17 protein-coding genes are annotated in these 16,182 nt (G+C 70.5%); 13 read left to right on the top strand and 4 right to left on the bottom strand.

What is annotated here, in order from left to right:
• Positions 1-55 precede the first annotated feature (55 nt).
• Positions 56-913: an SDR family oxidoreductase gene (locus I7X18_RS21465; protein ID WP_193046006.1), complete on the bottom strand. Its 858-nt coding sequence runs from the start codon at positions 911-913 to the stop codon at positions 56-58.
• A gap of 139 nt (positions 914-1,052) precedes the next feature.
• On the opposite strand from I7X18_RS21465, the gene I7X18_RS21460 reads away from it, so the two are divergent.
• Both I7X18_RS21460 and I7X18_RS21455 read left to right on the top strand, forming a co-directional pair.
• Entirely contained in the window at positions 1,053-2,021 is a 969-nt protein-coding gene (locus I7X18_RS21460; protein ID WP_193046005.1) for a glycosyltransferase, read from the top strand.
• Between the two features lie 20 nt (positions 2,022-2,041).
• Positions 2,042-3,286: a glycosyltransferase gene (locus tag I7X18_RS21455; RefSeq protein ID WP_193046004.1), complete on the top strand. Its 1,245-nt coding sequence runs from the start codon at positions 2,042-2,044 to the stop codon at positions 3,284-3,286.
• A 5-nt stretch (positions 3,287-3,291) separates the two neighbouring features.
• On the opposite strand, the gene I7X18_RS21450 is transcribed toward I7X18_RS21455, so the two are convergent.
• Entirely contained in the window at positions 3,292-4,176 is an 885-nt protein-coding gene (locus I7X18_RS21450) for a glycosyltransferase family 2 protein (RefSeq protein WP_193046003.1), read from the bottom strand.
• 73 nt (positions 4,177-4,249) lie between these two features.
• On the opposite strand from I7X18_RS21450, the gene I7X18_RS21445 reads away from it, so the two are divergent.
• The 10 genes from I7X18_RS21445 (at position 4,250) to I7X18_RS21400 (ending at position 14,581) form a co-directional block, all read left to right on the top strand.
• Positions 4,250-5,242, top strand: a complete 993-nt coding sequence (locus tag I7X18_RS21445) for a UDP-glucuronic acid decarboxylase family protein (RefSeq protein WP_226863577.1) — start codon at positions 4,250-4,252, stop codon at positions 5,240-5,242.
• A gap of 11 nt (positions 5,243-5,253) precedes the next feature.
• On the top strand, positions 5,254-6,909 hold the full coding sequence (locus I7X18_RS21440) for a carbamoyltransferase family protein (RefSeq protein ID WP_193046001.1): 1,656 nt from the start codon (positions 5,254-5,256) through the stop codon (positions 6,907-6,909).
• Entirely contained in the window at positions 6,906-8,411 is a 1,506-nt protein-coding gene (locus tag I7X18_RS21435; RefSeq protein WP_232375298.1) for an HAD-IIIA family hydrolase, read from the top strand. Before I7X18_RS21440 ends, I7X18_RS21435 begins: the two co-directional genes overlap by 4 nt.
• A complete protein-coding gene (locus tag I7X18_RS21430; RefSeq protein ID WP_193045999.1) occupies positions 8,408-9,427 on the top strand; it encodes a glycosyltransferase family 9 protein in 1,020 nt (339 codons plus the stop codon). Before I7X18_RS21435 ends, I7X18_RS21430 begins: the two co-directional genes overlap by 4 nt.
• Positions 9,424-9,990 carry a D-sedoheptulose-7-phosphate isomerase gene (locus I7X18_RS21425; RefSeq protein ID WP_193045998.1) on the top strand — a complete coding sequence of 189 codons (567 nt, stop codon included), beginning with the start codon at positions 9,424-9,426 and terminating at the stop codon, positions 9,988-9,990. The genes I7X18_RS21430 and I7X18_RS21425 overlap by 4 nt, the downstream gene beginning before the upstream one ends.
• Positions 9,983-11,389 (top strand): PfkB family carbohydrate kinase, encoded by a 1,407-nt coding sequence (locus I7X18_RS21420; protein ID WP_193045997.1) that lies wholly within the window; start codon positions 9,983-9,985, stop codon positions 11,387-11,389. The genes I7X18_RS21425 and I7X18_RS21420 overlap by 8 nt, the downstream gene beginning before the upstream one ends.
• Before the next feature lie 16 nt (positions 11,390-11,405).
• Positions 11,406-12,113 (top strand): SDR family oxidoreductase, encoded by a 708-nt coding sequence (locus tag I7X18_RS21415; RefSeq protein ID WP_193045996.1) that lies wholly within the window; start codon positions 11,406-11,408, stop codon positions 12,111-12,113.
• A complete protein-coding gene (locus I7X18_RS21410; protein ID WP_193045995.1) occupies positions 12,104-13,087 on the top strand; it encodes a glycosyltransferase family 9 protein in 984 nt (327 codons plus the stop codon). Before I7X18_RS21415 ends, I7X18_RS21410 begins: the two co-directional genes overlap by 10 nt.
• A 271-nt stretch (positions 13,088-13,358) precedes the next feature.
• On the top strand, positions 13,359-13,793 hold the full coding sequence (locus I7X18_RS21405) for an ATP-binding protein (protein WP_193045994.1): 435 nt from the start codon (positions 13,359-13,361) through the stop codon (positions 13,791-13,793).
• On the top strand, positions 13,790-14,581 hold the full coding sequence (locus I7X18_RS21400; RefSeq protein WP_193045993.1) for an RNA polymerase sigma factor SigF: 792 nt from the start codon (positions 13,790-13,792) through the stop codon (positions 14,579-14,581). The genes I7X18_RS21405 and I7X18_RS21400 overlap by 4 nt, the downstream gene beginning before the upstream one ends.
• On the opposite strand, the gene I7X18_RS21395 is transcribed toward I7X18_RS21400, so the two are convergent.
• Positions 14,552-14,992: an STAS domain-containing protein gene (locus I7X18_RS21395; protein ID WP_193045992.1), complete on the bottom strand. Its 441-nt coding sequence runs from the start codon at positions 14,990-14,992 to the stop codon at positions 14,552-14,554. The genes I7X18_RS21400 and I7X18_RS21395 overlap by 30 nt on opposite strands.
• Positions 14,993-15,238: 246 nt before the next feature.
• Between I7X18_RS21395 and I7X18_RS21390 the strand changes: the two genes are divergently transcribed.
• The gene (locus tag I7X18_RS21390) at positions 15,239-15,784 is read left to right on the top strand and encodes a nucleotidyltransferase family protein (protein ID WP_193045991.1); all 546 of its coding nucleotides are present in this window, start codon (positions 15,239-15,241) and stop codon (positions 15,782-15,784) included.
• A gap of 27 nt (positions 15,785-15,811) precedes the next feature.
• Here I7X18_RS21390 and I7X18_RS21385 read toward each other — a convergent pair whose 3' ends face one another.
• Positions 15,812-16,129, bottom strand: a complete 318-nt coding sequence (locus I7X18_RS21385; RefSeq protein ID WP_193045990.1) for a hypothetical protein — start codon at positions 16,127-16,129, stop codon at positions 15,812-15,814.
• Between the last annotated feature and the right edge of the window lie 53 nt (positions 16,130-16,182).

Below are 16,182 nucleotides of genomic sequence, written 5' to 3'. Positions count from 1 at the left end.
CACCTAGATCGAACGCGTGGCTATGGGGTGCCCATCCCTTACCTGGGCTAAACAGTCACCCGGGCAGGGTCTCCCCGCCGATGGGAGCGAGAACCTCACCGCTGTAGTAGGACGAGAACTGCCCGGCCGCGAAGAACACGTACGACGGCGCGATCTCGTCGGGTTGGGCGGCACGGCCGAAAGGTGTCTGCTCGCCGAAGGATTCGACTTTCTCCGCGTCCATCGTCGCGGGGATGAGCGGAGTCCACACCGGGCCGGGCGCGACGCAGTTGACGCGGATCTTGCGCTCGGTCAGCGACTGCGCCAAGGAGTACGTCAGCGCCAGCACCGCACCCTTGGTGGCCGAGTAGTCGATCAGCGTCTTGTTTCCGCGCAGCCCGTTGATCGACGCGGTGTTGATGATCGCCCCGCCTTCGGGCAGATGTTCGAGCGCGGCCTTGGTGACCCGGAAGAAGCTGTCGATGTTCACCGCGAACGTGCGGCGCCACTGTTCGTCGGTGATATCGGTCAGCGAGTCGACCGGGTTCTGATAGGCGACGTTGTTCACCACGATGTCCAGGCCGCCGAACTCGGCGACGGTGCGGTCGACCACGGTGCGGCACTGCTGCGCCTCGGCCAGATCGCCCGGCAACAGAAGGCACCGCCGTCCGCACTGTTCCACCAGCCCGGCGGTGTGCTCGGCGTCCTGCTGTTCGTCGAGGTAGGCGATCGCCACATCGGCGCCCTCCTTGGCGAAGGCGACCGCGACCGCGCGGCCGATCCCGGAGTCACCGCCGGTGATCAGTGCCCGCTTGCCGGCGAGCAGATCTCGGCCGACGTAGTCGCGCATCTCGTCGCGGGGGCGTTCGGACATGTCGGAGGTTTCGCCGGGGTAGGGGATCACGGCGTCGGGCGTTGGAGCGGAATCAGCCATGCGCGCCGAATATCCCGCTGTTGCGCGGTCAAACAGGTCGTCCGCACGGAGTCATCCGCGTCACGAACGTATGCGTGACCAAATATGAATTCTCTAACGCTCGACGTTTACCGACAAAGGCCCCGGGTAGCCGGGCCCCATGTCGACCGGCAGGCAGCGCGCGATTCTGGCGTGGCACGTGCACGGCGCCTGGATGCAGGCGCTGGTGGCCGGCGCGCATCGCTACCTGGTCCCGGTGAACGCCGCCAGGGACGCTGACGGCCGGGGGCTGCTCGGCCGGGACTGGCCCCAGGCCGAAGAGATCGACGCCGACCGGCTGCGCGGCGAGGACATCGAGCTGGTGGTGCTGCAGCGCCCCGAGGAGATCGAGCTGACCGAGCGGTGGACGGGCCGGCGGCCGGGTCGCGACCTTCCCGCCGTCTACGTCGAACACAACGCGCCGCGACCGCACGCCGTCGACAGTGTGCATCCGCTGGCCGACCGCACCGACATTCCCGTCGTCCACGTCACCGACTTCAACCGACTGATGTGGGACAGCGGTGACGCGCCCACTCGGGTGATCGACCACGGCATCGCCGATCCCGGGCTGCGCTACAGCGGTGAGATCGCGGCGGCCGCGACGATGATCAACGAACCGGTGCGGCGCTGGCGCACGGTCGGTGCCGATCTCCTGGCCCCGCTGGGGGCCCGCGTCCCGATCGACGTGTGGGGTATGGGAACAGCGGCACTGGCCGACCGGCACTGGCCGGGCGTCCGCGCACAGGGAGACGTCCCGGGACCGCAGCTGTGGCAGGACGTGGCGCGGCGCCGGGTGTACCTGCACACGGCGCGGTGGACCTCGCTCGGACTGTCGCTGGTGGAGGCGATGTTCCTGGGAATGCCCGTGGTGGCTGTCGCCTCGACGATGGCGCCGCTGGTGGTGCCCGCCGAGGCGGGTGTGGTGAGTGCCGATGTCGAGACGCTGGCATCGGCGCTGGAAAGGTTCGTGTCCGATCCGCCCGCGGCCGGTGCCGCGGGTAAGGCGGCGCGTGACTTCGCGATGGCGCACTTCTCGCTCGACCGCTTCCTCGATGACTGGGATCGGTTGATCGACGACTGCTGCGGTTGACGTCGCGGGAGAGGAAGCCGATGAAGATCGCAATGGTCTCCGAACACGCCAGCCCACTGGCGACCCTCGGCGGGGTGGACGCCGGCGGTCAGAACGTTCATGTGGCCGAGTTGTCGGCGGCGCTGGCACGCTGTGATCACGAGGTCACCGTCTACACCCGCCGCGACGACCCGGATCTTCCCGAACGCGTCACCACGGCAGAGGGTTACACCGTCGTGCACGTACCCGCCGGGCCCGCCCGCCCGCTGCCCAAGGACGAGTTGCTGGGGCATATGGGGCCGTTCGCGCAGTACCTCGACGAACAGTGGAGCAGTGACCGGCCCGACGTGACCCACGCGCACTTCTGGATGTCGGGTATCGCCACCCAGTTGGCCGCCCGGCACCTCGACCTGCCCGCGGTGCAGACGTTCCATGCCCTCGGTGTGGTCAAACGTCGTCACCAGGGTGCGCTGGACACCAGCCCCAAGGACCGGCTGAAGCTCGAGGCGATGGTGGCCCGCACCGCGACGTGGGTGGCCGCCACGTGCACCGACGAGGTGTTCGAACTCATGCGGCTCGGGCGGTCGCGCACCCGGATCTCGGTGGTCCCGTGCGGGGTCGACCTCGACCTGTTCACCCCGGACGGCCCCCGCGCCGAACGCGGCGCGCGGTACCGGGTCGTGAGCGTCGGAAGGTTCGTGCCGCGCAAGGGTTTCGACGTGGTGGTCCGCGCACTGCCCGCCATCGCGGACGCGGAACTGGTGCTGGTCGGCGGACCCGACCGCGCCGAGGTGGAGGCCGACCCCGAAGCCCGCCGGCTGCGCGACCTCGCCGAGCGGCTCGGCGTCGGCGACCGGCTGGTGTTCCAGGGGGCGGTGGCCCGCGCGGACATGCCCGCCCTGCTGCGGTCGGCCGATGTCGTCGCCTGCACGCCGTGGTACGAGCCGTTCGGCATCGTCCCACTCGAGGCGATGGGATGTGGTGTCCCGGTCGTGGCCGCCGCCGTGGGCGGGATGCTCGACACCGTCGTCCACGACGTCACCGGGCGCCTGGTTACCCCGAAGCGGCCCGTCGAGGTCGCCGAAGCGGTCAACACCCTGCTGCACGACGCGTTCCTGCGGCAGAGCCTGGGCGCCGCGGGACGCGACCGTGCCCGAGCGCGGTACTCATGGGATCGCGTCGCCGCCGACACGCTGCGCATCTACGACCGGGTGGTGCCCGGCGCCCACGAGACGGCGGCATGCGACCCCACGACATCCGCGACGACGTCCGCCTCGTCGGTATGAGCGCCTCACCCGGACTCCAGCAGCTCGAGCGCCCGCTCGACCCGGTCCGGCAGGCGCCTGCGCCCGCGCAGCACGGCGGGCAGGCGCGCGACGGCCTCGCCCGCGGCCCGCGCGTGTTCGGTGTCGCGCAGCGTCGCGGTGAGCAGTGTGCCGGTGGCCCGCAGGCACTGTCCGGCGGGGCGGCGCAGCCAGGTGGTCAGAACGTCGTTGCGCATCACGCGGGCGGCCTGTGCGGCGGTGGTGGCGCGCACCTGCGACGGCTGGTGCATCGCCACCAGGGCCGGGCAGTAGCACAGGTCCCAGCCGAGTGTGGTCATGTCCACGGCGAGCAGCATCTCCTCGCCGCGGAAATGCAGGATGCCGGAGAATCCGCCGGCCTGTTCGAACGCGGCCCTGCGCACCATCGCCGCGCACGACATGAAACCCAGGATCGCCGGGCCGGGCAGATGCGGCGGATGTCCCAGCGGGCTGTCGGCCAGCATTCTGCTGAAGTCGTCCTCCCGGTCGCGGGGCAGCACGATGGTGCGGGCGGCGAGCAGGCCCACCCCGGGGTGGGCGTCGAAGGTCTGCTCGGCAATCGCCGGAGCGTCGGGCTGCCACCAGGAGTCGTCGTCGCAGAACGCCACGTACGGGGTGGCGCTGGCCGCGACGCCGGCGTTGCGGCCCACCGCCCCGCGGTTGCTGTCCAGTTCGACGAGGTGCACCCGGCCCGCCGCGCGGGACGCCACGCGTTTGACGGTGGCCACCGAATCGTCGCGAGAGTCGTTGTCCACCACGACGACCGGGCACTCGGTGGTGTCGAGCAGGCGGGTCACGACGGACGCCAGTTCGCCCGCCCGGTCCCGGCTGGCGATCACGAACGTGGTTCGCGGCGGGTTCCGTTGGGCCATGGTCGCTGTCCTTCCCCCGCCGGCCACACGGCAAACGGCGCTTTCCCCACCACTTCGGGGGTTCGGCGCCGTGCTGCATGACTCGGGCCGGGCTGTGGTGCTCGGTGGTTGCGGATTCGTCGGCGGCCACCTGTGCGAACGGCTGCTGGCCACCGGGGTGGAGGTCATCTGTGCCGACGACCTGTCGACCAGCGCACCCGACGCGGAGAACCTGCTCCGTGACCATCCGGGCTACCGGTTCGTGCACCAGGACATCACCGAACCGCTGACCGGACCGGCGCTGGCCGAACACGTGGACGTGGTGTTCCACCTCGCCTCACCCGCCTCGCCCGTGGACTACCTACGACTGCCGCTGCACACCCTGCACACCGGCGCGATGGGCACCGCCAACGCGCTGGCGGTCGCCGAAAGTCACGGCGCGCGGTTGGTGCTGGCGTCGACCAGCGAGGTCTACGGTGATCCACTCGAGCATCCGCAGACCGAAACCTACTGGGGCAACGTCAATCCGACCGGCCCCCGCAGTGTGTACGACGAGGCCAAGCGTTACGCCGAGGCACTGACGTTCGCCCACCGTCGCGAGCGCGGCACCGACGTCGGGGTGGCACGGATCTTCAACACCTACGGGCCGCGGATGCGCTCCCACGACGGCCGTATGGTGCCGACGTTCATCCGCCAGGCGCTTGCGGGCGAACCGATCACCGTTACCGGGTCGGGTCTGCAGACCCGGTCGCTGTGCTTCGTCGACGACACCGTCGAAGGACTGATGGCACTGGCCCGCTCGGCGTACCCGGGTCCGGTCAACATCGGCAACCCGCACGAGGTGACGGTGCAGCACGTAGCCGAACTCATCCGCGAACTCGCGGGCGCGGAGTCGGCCATCGAGTTCCTGCCTGCCGTCGAGGACGACCCCCAGCGGCGCTGCCCGGACATCGCGGTGGCCGGCGAACAACTCGGCTGGCAACCGCGGATGCCCTACCGGGACGGGCTGGCACGGACCGTCGAGTGGTTCCGCTCGGTGGATCACATCTCGGAATACGCAGCAGCGCACGCAAACTCAGCAAGTTAGGGGAACGACGGATGCGAATTCTCGGCATCAACGCGGTGTTCCACGATCCGGCCGCGGCCCTCGTCGTGGACGGTCGGATCGTGGCGGCCGCCGAGGAGGAACGGTTCTCCCGCCGCAAGCACGGCAAGCAGGCGGTGCCGTTCTCCACCTGGGAGATGCCGGTGCAGGCCGCCCGCTGGTGTCTGGCCCACGCCGGCCTCGACCCGGCAGACCTGGACGCCGTCGGCTACTCCTACGACCCGGCACTGATGGACGAAACCACCGCGGGCATGGCGGGACTCGACCGCGACTGGGAGTACCTGCGCACGCTCTACGCCGAACGGGCACCCCGGTTCCTGCAGTCGGCGCTGCCCGGGCTGGACCCCAGCATCGTCCGCCACGTCCGCCACCACGTCGCGCACGCGGCCTCGGCCGCGCTGGCCTCGCCGCACCCGGACTGCGCGGTGCTGGTCGTCGACGGCCGCGGCGAGCGCGCCTCGATGCTCGCCGGCGCCTACCGGGACCAGAAGCTCGATGTGCTTGCCACCCAATCACTTCCGCATTCACTGGGGCTTTTCTACGAGGAACTCACCGAACACCTCGGATTCGTCCGCTCCAGCGACGAATACAAGGTGATGGCGATGGCGTCCTACGGCGCACCGCGATTCGCCGACCGGCTGCGGGAATCGGTGTACTCCACCGGTGACGGCGGATTCCGCACCGAACCGGTCGACTGGGAGTCCTTCGCTCCGAAACGCAAGGCCGGCGCGGGTAGCGGCCACGCGCTGGACCGCCCCGAACCCGACCACGCGGACCTGGCGTCGAGCGTGCAGCGCGCCGTCGAGGACGTGCTGCTCGATCTGGTGGGCTGGCTGCGTGGGCGCACCGACTCCGAGAGCCTGTGCCTGGCGGGGGGAGTGGCGCTCAACTGCGTCGCCAACTCGAAGATCTTCGCGCGCGGCGGCTTCGACGACGTGTGGGTGCAACCGGCCGCGGGCGATTCGGGGACGGCGCTGGGGGCCGCGCTCTCCCTGGCCGGGGAGGCGGGCGAACCGATCAGCCCGATGCCGTCCGCCGCACTGGGCCGCGGCTTCTCCGACGGCGAGATCGAGGCCACGCTGCGCGAGGCGGCCGTGCCGTTCGAACGCCCTGACGACGTCGCCACCGCGGTCGGCGATGCGTTGGCCGACGACAAGCTCATCGGCTGGTTCCAGGGGCGGGCGGAGTTCGGTCCGCGCGCCCTGGGTAACCGGTCGCTGCTCGCTGATCCCCGCCGCATCGAGAACCTGGAGCGGCTCAACACCGTCAAGGGCCGCGAACAGTTCCGGCCGGTGGCGCCGATGGTGCTCGCCGAGCGGGCGGCCGAGATCTTCTCGGGCGGGCCGCTTCCCAGCCGCTACATGCTGTTCGTGCACGAGGTGGCCGAGCAGTGGCGCTCACGCATCCCGGCGGTCACCCATGTCGACAACACCGCGCGCATCCAGACCGTGGACGACAGCCAACCGCTGCTGCACGCCACCATCGCCCGGTTTGCCGCACGCACAGGTGTGCCGGTCGTCGTCAACACCAGCTTCAACACCGCGGGCCGCCCGATGGTCGACAGCCCCCGTGACGCCCTCGAATGCTTCGGCAGCAGCCCCATCGATGTGCTGGCGATCGGGCCGTTCCTGGTGCGGAGGCCCGTGTGACGGACACGTACACCGCATCGTTCTCGATCGTCGTCCCGACCATCGGCCGGGAGTCGCTGTTCCGGCTGCTGGCCGCACTCGATACCGAGCACGGTCCCGCGCCGGAATGTGTGGTCGTCGTCGACGACCGCCGGGGCGACGTGCCTGCGTTGCGGGCGGACACGGGCCTTCCGGTCACCGTGCTGCGCAGCGGTGGCCGCGGCCCGGCGGCGGCGCGCAACACCGGGTGGCGCGCCACGAACACCCGGTGGGTGTGCTTCGTCGACGACGACGTCGTGCCCGGACCCGGTTGGCTGAACGCACTGGCCGCCGATCTGCGGGGCGCCGACACGGCGGGTGCGGCGGGCACTCAGGCGGTCATCGAGGTGCCCACGGTCGAGGGGCGGCGCGCGACCGACGACGAGAAGCGCACCCGGCGCCTCGCCGATGCGCGGTGGATCACCGCGGACATGGCCTACCGGCGTGACGTCCTGATCGCGGTCGGCGGCTTCGACGAGAGGTTCCCCCGGGCCTACCGGGAGGACTCCGACCTCGCGCTGCGAATCACCCTGCAGGACAACATGATCCTCCAGGGTGCGAGGAGGTCCACCCACCCGGTGGCCCGGGCGTCGCTGATGAGCAGCGTGCGCGCGCAGATCGGCAACCGCGACAACGCGCTGATGCGCCGCAAACATGGCAGGCGCTGGCGCTCTCTGATCGGCGAGGGCCGGGGCAGGCTCCCCGCCCACGCCGCGACGACCGCCGCCGCGGCCACCGCCACACTCGCCGCGCTCAGAAGGCACCGGCGCACTGCCGCGGGAGCGGGCGCCGCGTGGGCGGCGTTGACTCTGGAATTCGCCGCGCGAAGATTCCTCGCGGGTCCCCACACGGTGTTCGAGGCGGGACGCATGCTCCTCACCAGCGCCCTGATTCCTCCCGTCGCGGTGTACCACCGGGTGCGCGGCGAATCGGCGTGCCGCGGGGCCCGGCGCGATCCGCCGCTGGCCGTCCTGCTCGACCGCGACGACACCATCATCGAGGACGGGCCGTACCTCAACGACCCCGCCGGTGTGAGACCGATGCCAGGGGCGAAGGGCGCCCTGGGCAGGCTGCGCGAGCGCGGACTGCTGCTGGCCGTGGTCACCAACCAGTCCGGGGTCGCGAAGGGGCTGATCACCGACGGCCAGCTCGCGGCGGTGAACGCCCGTGTCGACGCCGAACTCGGGCCGTTCGACTCCTGGCAGGTCTGCGTCCACGACAACGACGACGGCTGCGCGTGCCGCAAGCCGGCGCCCGCAATGGTGCGGGCCGCCGCGGACGCGCTCGGTGTGCACCCAGCGCGGTGCGTGATGATCGGCGACACCGGGGGTGACGTGAACGCCGCACTGGCGGCGCGCGCCGATGCGGTGCTCGTACCCACCGAACGCACACTGCCCCAAGAGATCTCGGAGGCCCACAGCAGGGCGCGGGTGGCCGCGACGCTGGTGGAGGCGGTCGAGATGATCCTCAGGGACTGCACGTGACCCGCGCGGTGGTCGCGAGGCTGGACAGTGCCGGTGACGTGTTGATCGCCGGACCTGCGGTGCGCGCGATCGCCGCGCACCACGATTCGGTGACGTTCCTGGCCGGACCGCGGGGCCGGGCGGCCGCCGACCTGCTGCCCGGTGTCGGCGAGATCGTCGAATGGCAGGCGCCCTGGGTCGATTTCGACTCCCCGGAGCTGACCGCGGGCCATGTCGAATCGTTGATCAAGCAATTGCGCGACATCCGGCCGGACCGCGCCTTCATCTTCACGTCCTTCCACCAGTCTCCGCTGCCCCTGGCGCTGATCCTGCGGATGGCGTCGGTGCCGTGGGTGGGCGCGATCAGCGAGGACTATCCCGGCACCCTGCTCGACCTGCGCCACCACGTCGAGCCCGGGATCCCGGAACCGCAACGAGCGTTGTCGCTGGCCGAGGCGGGCGGCTGCGCGCTGCCCGGCGGGGACGACGGCGCGCTGCGGGTGCGTCCGCCCGCACCCCTGATTGGAGAGTTGGCCGAGATCACGGCGGCCGGACCGTATGTCGTGTTCCACCCGGGGGCGGCGGTGCTCGCCCGCAGACCGAGCGCGCGGCGCAGCGCCGACATGGTCGCCGCGCTCACCGCCGCGGGCCACCGGGTCGTCGTCACCGGCGAGGCGGCCGAGAAGGACCTCACCCGGCACGTCGCAGGGGATGTCGCTGTCGACCTCGGTGGCCGCACCACCCTGCGCACGCTGGCCGCGCTGTACGCCGCGGCCCGGGTGGTGGTGGTGCCCAACACCGGCCCCGCCCACCTGGCCGCGGCCGTCGGCGTGCCAGTGGTCTCGCTTTTCGCACCGGTGGTGCCCGCGTCGCAGTGGAGCCCTTACGGCCGCAACGTCATCCGGCTCGGTGACCAGGACGCGCCCTGCCGGCTCACCCGCGCCCGCACCTGCCCGGTCCCCGGCCATCCCTGTCTGGACGGCATCACCGACGCCGACCTGCTCGCCGCGGTCGATCGATTGGGAGGAGAACCATGATCGAGACGCATATTTCCGCACTCGCCGAGGCGTTGACCCGCATCGGCGTCGAGACGCCGAGGGTGAACTCCTGGGGCAGGCACCTCGCCGAGGTGCTGATGTCCGGCGGCCGATTGCTGGCCTGCGGCAACGGGGGCAGTGCAGCAGAGGCGCAGCACCTGACCGCCGAACTGGTCGGGCGCTTCATGGGGGAACGAATGCCGTTGTCCGCCATCTCGTTACATGCCGACACCTCGGCGCTCACCGCGATCGCCAACGACTACGGCGTCGAAGAGGTCTTCTCCAGAGGTGTGCGCGCGCACGGCCGGTTCGGTGACGTGCTGGTCACCCTGTCGACCAGCGGCACCAGTCCCAACGTGCTGGCCGCGGTGAAGGCCGGCCACGAGATGGGGCTGACGTGCTGGGCCCTGACCGGTCCAGCGCCCAACCCCCTGGCCGCGATGTGCGACGACGCGATTTGTGTCGACGCCCCCAGCGGCGCGACCGTGCAGGAGATCCACCTGCTGCTGGTGCACGGGCTGTGCATGGCGGTCGACGACGCGGTGGGAGCATCCCATGGGTGAACCCCTCGTCATCATCGGGGACTCGATGCTCGACGTCGACATCGAGGGCAGTGCCACCCGGCTGAGCCCCGAGGCGCCGGTGCCCGTCGTCGACGCGGAACGGGTCTGGCACCGCCCCGGCGGCGCCGGACTGGCCGCCGTGCTGGCCGCGCGCGTCGACCGGGACGTCGTGCTGGTCACCGCACTGGCCGACGACCCCGACGGGCGGGCCCTGGCCGCGCTGCTCGAGGAGGCCGGGGTGCGGGTGGTCGCGTTGCCGCTCGCAGGTGACACGGTGTGCAAGACCAGGATCCGGGCCGCCGGGCAGTCGATGCTGCGCCTCGATCACGGGGATGGCACCGCGGCGGGCGGTGCACTGCCCGACGAGGTGGCCGCCGTGCTGGACGAGGCGCGTGCGGTGTGTGTGGCCGACTACGGCCGTGGCGTCTGCACGCATCCCGGTGTGCGGCAACTGCTGACAGACGTGGCCGAACGTGTGCCCGTGGTGTGGGATCCGCACCCGCGGGGTGCGGCCCCGACACCCGGCTGCTGGCTGGTCACCCCGAATCAGGATGAGGCCGAACGATTCTCCGAACGCGGTGACAGCGATGCGCATTCCGCGGAGCGGCTGCGCCAGCGGTGGCGGGCCGACGCGGTGTGCGTCACGCTCGGCGCCGGGGGAGCGGTGCTGGCCAGCGAGGCCGGCAGCGTGCACATCCCGGTGCCCGCGGTGGCGGGGGTGTCCACGGGCCGGCGTGACACCTGCGGCGCCGGTGACCGGTTCGCCGTGGCGGCGACGCAGGCCTTCGGCGCGGGGGACAACGCCTCGGCGGCGGTCACCGCGGCCGTCGAAGCTTCGAGCCGGTTCGTCACCACCGGGGGCGCCGTCGGGGTGTCCCGTGCTGTCACGGTCGGCGGAAGCCGCCGTGGTGCAATCGCATCCAGTGCGCTCACCGGTGACGTCACCGAGGTACGGGACCGGTTGCGCAGACGCGGCGGCACCCTGGTGGCCACCGGCGGATGCTTCGACCTGCTGCACACCGGTCACGTGCGGCTGCTGCACCAGGCCCGTCAACTCGGCGACGCCCTGGTGGTGCTGCTCAACTCCGACGATTCCGTGCGGGCGCTCAAAGGGCCGAGCCGACCCGTGATGGCCGCCGAGGACCGGGCACGGGTGCTGGCCGCGCTGGCGTGTGTCGACGCGGTCGTGATCTTCGGCGAGTCCTCGCCCGAAGAGGCGCTCGAACGGCTGCGGCCCGACATCTGGGTCAAAGGCGGCGACTACACCGAGAACGACCTCCCCGAAGCCGGCGTCGTGCGAAGGCACGGCGGTGAGGTGGTGCTGCTGCCCACCGTCGCCGGCTATTCCTCTTCCAACCTGATCGCAGCGGCCAATCTGACCCACGCGGCGCGGTCGTGAACCGAAAGGACCCCTCATGACCTCACAGGGCCTCGGCAACATCCTCGTCACCGGCGGCGCATCGGGGCTCGGCGCCGCCACGGTGAGAGCCGTACTCCAGCATGGGGGCACACCTCTGGTGATCGACGTCAATCCGTTGCCTGCCGACTTCGGTCAAACCATCGCGTTCGTGCAGTGCGACCTCGCGGACACCGGTGCGGTCGACTCCGCGGTGCGTGAACTGGCCGAGAGCGTGGACGGCCGGTTGCACGGGGTGTTCACTGCCGCGGGCATCGATGCGTGCGGAAAACTCGACGATGTCTCGGTCAAGGACTGGGAGCGCGTCATCGACGTCAACCTGCTCGGCACCGTCGCGGTGGTGCGCTCGGCGCTGCCGTACCTCAAGGCGACCCACGGCCGAATCGTCACCTGCGCGTCCACGCTGGGCATCAAAGCGGTCAGCGATGCGACCGCCTACTGTGCGTCGAAGTTCGGCGTCGTCGGCTTCAGCCGCGCACTGGCCGCGGAACTGGCCGGACAGGTCGGGGTGACCACGTTGATTCCCGGCGGTATGCACACCGCATTCTTCGACAACCGCGACGAACAGTACAAGCCGCCACCGGACGCCAAGCTCAACCAGCCCGAAAACGTCGCGGAGACAATCATATTCGCGCTCACCCAGCCTGCCGGGTGCGAGGTGCGGGAGCTGGTGGTGTGCGCATCGACGGAGTCGTCATGGCCTTGAGTGACACCGCCTTGAGTGACACCGCCTTGAGTCACACCGCCGTGAGCGACACCATCCTGGTGCTGCGTGCGCTCGGGCTCGGCGATCTGCTCACCGGCGTGCCCGCGCTGCGGGGGCTGCGCCGGGCAAATCCGGACGCGCACATCGTGCTGGCCACCCCGGAACGGTTCTGCGGGCTGGCGACGCTCATCGGCGCGGTCGACGCGGTCGAACCGACCCCCGGGCTGGGCCGGCTGCACCCGCTGCGCACCACACCGGCGCTGGCGGTCAACCTGCACGGCAGCGGCCCGCAGAGCATCAGCGACCTGCTCGCCCTCGGTCCGCGGTCGATCCTCACCCACCGCCATGACACATTCCCCGGACTGCAGGGGCCGGCCTGGCCGAGTGGCATCCATGAGGTCGACCGCTGGTGCGGGCTGCTCGCGTGGGCCGGGATACCCAGTGCTGCGGATGATCTGACGATTCCGCGTCCGAACGGCTATCCCGATCGCGCCGGCGTCGTTGTCGTCCACCCCGGTGCCGCGTTCCCCGCGCGCCGCTGGCCGCCCGAACGGTTCGCCGCCGTTGCCGCCGCACTGCACGCCGACGGACACGAGGTGGTGATCACCGGCGACTCCCACGAGCTGGACCTGGCCCGGACGGTGGCCGCCGAGGCCGGGCTCCCCGGCGGTGCGGTACTGGCCGGCACACTCGGATTGCTGGGGCTGGTCGCGCTCATCAGTGACTGCCGGCTGCTGGTCTGCGGTGACACCGGCGTCGGCCACATCGCCACCGCCACCGGCGCACCATCGGTGCTGATGTTCGGGCCCACCCCGCCGAGCCGGTGGGGTCCGCGCGGCACCGGCCCCCACGTCGCCCTGTGGTCCGGCGGCGAAGGCGATCCGCACGGCGACCGCCCCGACCCGGGGTTGTTGCGGCTCACCGTGTCCGACGTGCTCGAGGCGGTGGACGCGCTGCTGATTGAGCGCGTGTGAGGGCCGGGGTGATCGGCGCCGGCCTGACCTACCTCGGGCTCGGGTGTTTGGCACCGGCGGTAGCCGGGGTATGGAAGGCAGACCATGGTGAGCACGAGGTTGGGGCGCGCACGAGAACGATCATCCGGCGGTGCTGCCGATCTGCTCCATGACCGGGTATTACCCGGAGGAATATGCCGTCACACATACGTACCTGCGACTGCCCCGAGCGCCGATGGCTAGCCGCCGAACGGGCTGGGGTACTCTCGCTTCGATATTGCCGGGAGGTCAGATGGCCGAGGTCGAGAATCAGCACAACGGGCAGGCCAGCGCCGACCGTTCGGTGGAGCTGCGTGTTGCGGCGACGCTGGAGAACCTCGCGGTGTTGCGCACGCTCGTCGCCGCGGTGGGCACCTTTGAGGATCTCGACTTCGACGCGGTCTCGGATCTGCGGCTCGCGGTCGACGAAGCCTGCACCCGGCTGATCCGCTCGGCGGTCCCCAAGTCGACGCTCGTCGTCGTGGTGCACCCCAAGGAGTCTGAGGTCGTAGTGGACGCGTCGACCACCTGTCAGAACACCGACATCCTTGCGCCGGGCAGCTTCAGCTGGCACGTGCTGAGCTCGCTGACCGACGAGGTGCGCACCTTCTCCAACGGCCAGAGCCACGAAGACGGTCAGGTATTCGGCATCTCGATGACGACGAGACGAGCGAGTTCGTTGCGGTGACGCCATCGTCGGCACAGGGTTCGTCGCCACGACAGAACTCTGAGTACTCGGACGTGGCCGCCATGTTCCGGGAGCTCCAGCAGCTCACCCCGGATACGCCGACGTTCCAGCGCCAGCGCGACCGGATCGTTGAGCGCTGCCTGCCTCTGGCTGATCACATCGCGCGCCGTTTCGACGGCCGCGGGGAACCGCGGGACGACCTCGTGCAGGTCGCCCGTGTCGGTCTGGTCAACGCGGTGATCCGCTTCAACGTCGACGCCGGATCGGACTTCGTGTCCTTCGCCGTGCCCACGATCATGGGTGAGGTCCGCCGCCACTTCCGGGACAACAGCTGGTCGGTCAAGGTGCCCCGCCGGCTCAAGGAACTGCACCTGCGGTTGGGTGCGGCCACCGCCGAATTGTCACAACGGCTGGGCCGCGCGCCGACGGCCAGCGAGCTCGCCGAGGAACTCGGCATGGACCGCGACGAGGTGGTCGAGGGCCTGGTCGCCGGGAGCTCCTACAACACGCTGTCCATAGACAGCGGCGGGAACAGCGGAACCGAGGAAGCACCCGCGATCGCCGACACGCTCGGCGACGTCGATCTGGGACTCGACCAGATCGAGAACCGTGAGGCGCTGCGGCCCCTGCTGGCGGCGCTTCCGGAACGCGAACGCATGGTGCTGCTGCTGCGGTTCTTCGAGAACCTCACCCAGACCCAGATCGCCGAACGCGTAGGCATCTCACAGATGCACGTGTCGCGGCTGCTGGCCAAATCGCTAACTCGGCTTCGCGACCAGTTGCAGTAGCGGACGCGCTTCACCCGGCAGGGCTGAAAGCGCCGACTGGACGGTGTCCGACCAGGGCAGTGTGGCGTCCGGATCGCAGATCCGCAGGAGCCGGCTGACGGCCGCACTGGGCACCAGAACCCAGCCGATGTTCGCACTTGCGCAGCGGACGTTGAGGGTGTGCAAGGCGGAAAAGCCTGCGGTGCCGAAGAATGCGACGCCCGAGAGGTCGAGGACCAGCGCGCGTTCGGCGTGCTGCAACGTGAAGTCCACCAAGTGCTGGGCGTTGGCGGCGTCGAGGTCGCCGTGGGCGGTGACGACGGTCGTCGACGGCTGCGGCGTTGCCGCCGCGAACCGGGCGGTGTGGCAGATCGTCGAGCCGGGGTGGGTGGCCGCTTCGCGGTGGGAAGCCGGCTGGGAAGAAAGGGACATTGTGACTCCATCAGTCGAAAGATTCGTACTGTGGCTCACGTCAGTGAAACAGGCCCTGCGTTCTCAAAACCTTCGGTGCGTGGGCCGGATGTCGGGCCCCCGCTCCTACGTCGATGACGTTTGCAAGCAGGCTGTCAGCTCAACCTTGTTCGAAGACTACGCCGCCTGCCGCGGGTTGGACAGCGGGCCGCAATTTTCTCATCAAGGCCTCACCGGCCGGTATGCGGGCGGGTGACACTGTTGGGTATGTCGGAAACCTGGTCGCCGGCCGGTGTACTACTCGCGGCCGGGGCGGGGATGCGATACGGCATGCCGAAAGTTCTTTCTCACGAGGGCGATTGGCTTCGGATCGCGGTGGAGGCGTTGCACGGGGGCGGTTGCGTCGACGTGGTGGTGGTGCTCGGCGCGGCGCTGGTGGACGTGCCGCGGCCGGCGCGGGCTGTGGTCGCCTCGGACTGGAGCGACGGCCTGAGCGCATCGGTGCGCGCGGGCATCGCGGCGATTCCGGATGCCGACGCCGCCGTGTTGCACACCGTGGACACCCCTGATGTGGGGGCCGATGTGGTGCGCCGCGTCCTGGGGGCAGCGCGTACCGCGCCCAGCGGTGTGGCCCGGGCGGTCTTTCGGGGGCAGCCCGGCCACCCGGTGGTAGTGGCGAAACGGCACTGGCCGGCTCTGCTCGCGTCCCTCGACGGTGACGAAGGCGCGCGGTGGTTTCTCCGGCAGCGCGACGACGTCGTCGCCGTGGAGTGTGGGGACCTCGCGACCGGGGTGGACGTGGACGAAGCCTGACGCACGGCATCACACGTCCGGCACCGCTCAGATGTCGAGTGCGTCGGCGAAACGGCGCACGGCCGCGACCGCGGCGTCGGCTGCCGCGTCGTGCCCCGCGCGGGCCCGCGACGACACCTCTCCGGTGGCCGGCCGCAGCGCGACCTCGGCGAGCAGTTCTCCCGTCGTCGGTTCGCACACCGCCCACGTGTATCGGGTGTCGCCCGCCCACTCGCCCGCGGTTCGGGTCACGTAGTCCGGGTCCGTCTCGCCGAGGTCGCCGAGCCCCGGACGGTCGTCCATCAGGGCGTCGGCGCGCAACGCCCGCAGATACCACGCGCCCGCGTTGATCTCGATCGGTTCCACGTCTGCTCTCCCTTGCCGGTTGCATGGGCACTGTAACGAGATTGGGACTAGGT

Source organism: Mycolicibacterium baixiangningiae (genome assembly GCF_016313185.1).
In the GTDB taxonomy this organism is placed as follows: Bacteria; Actinomycetota; Actinomycetes; order Mycobacteriales; family Mycobacteriaceae; genus Mycobacterium; species Mycobacterium baixiangningiae.
Note: the sequence above shows the minus strand (reverse complement) of the source record. Positions and strands in the feature narration are given on the sequence as shown.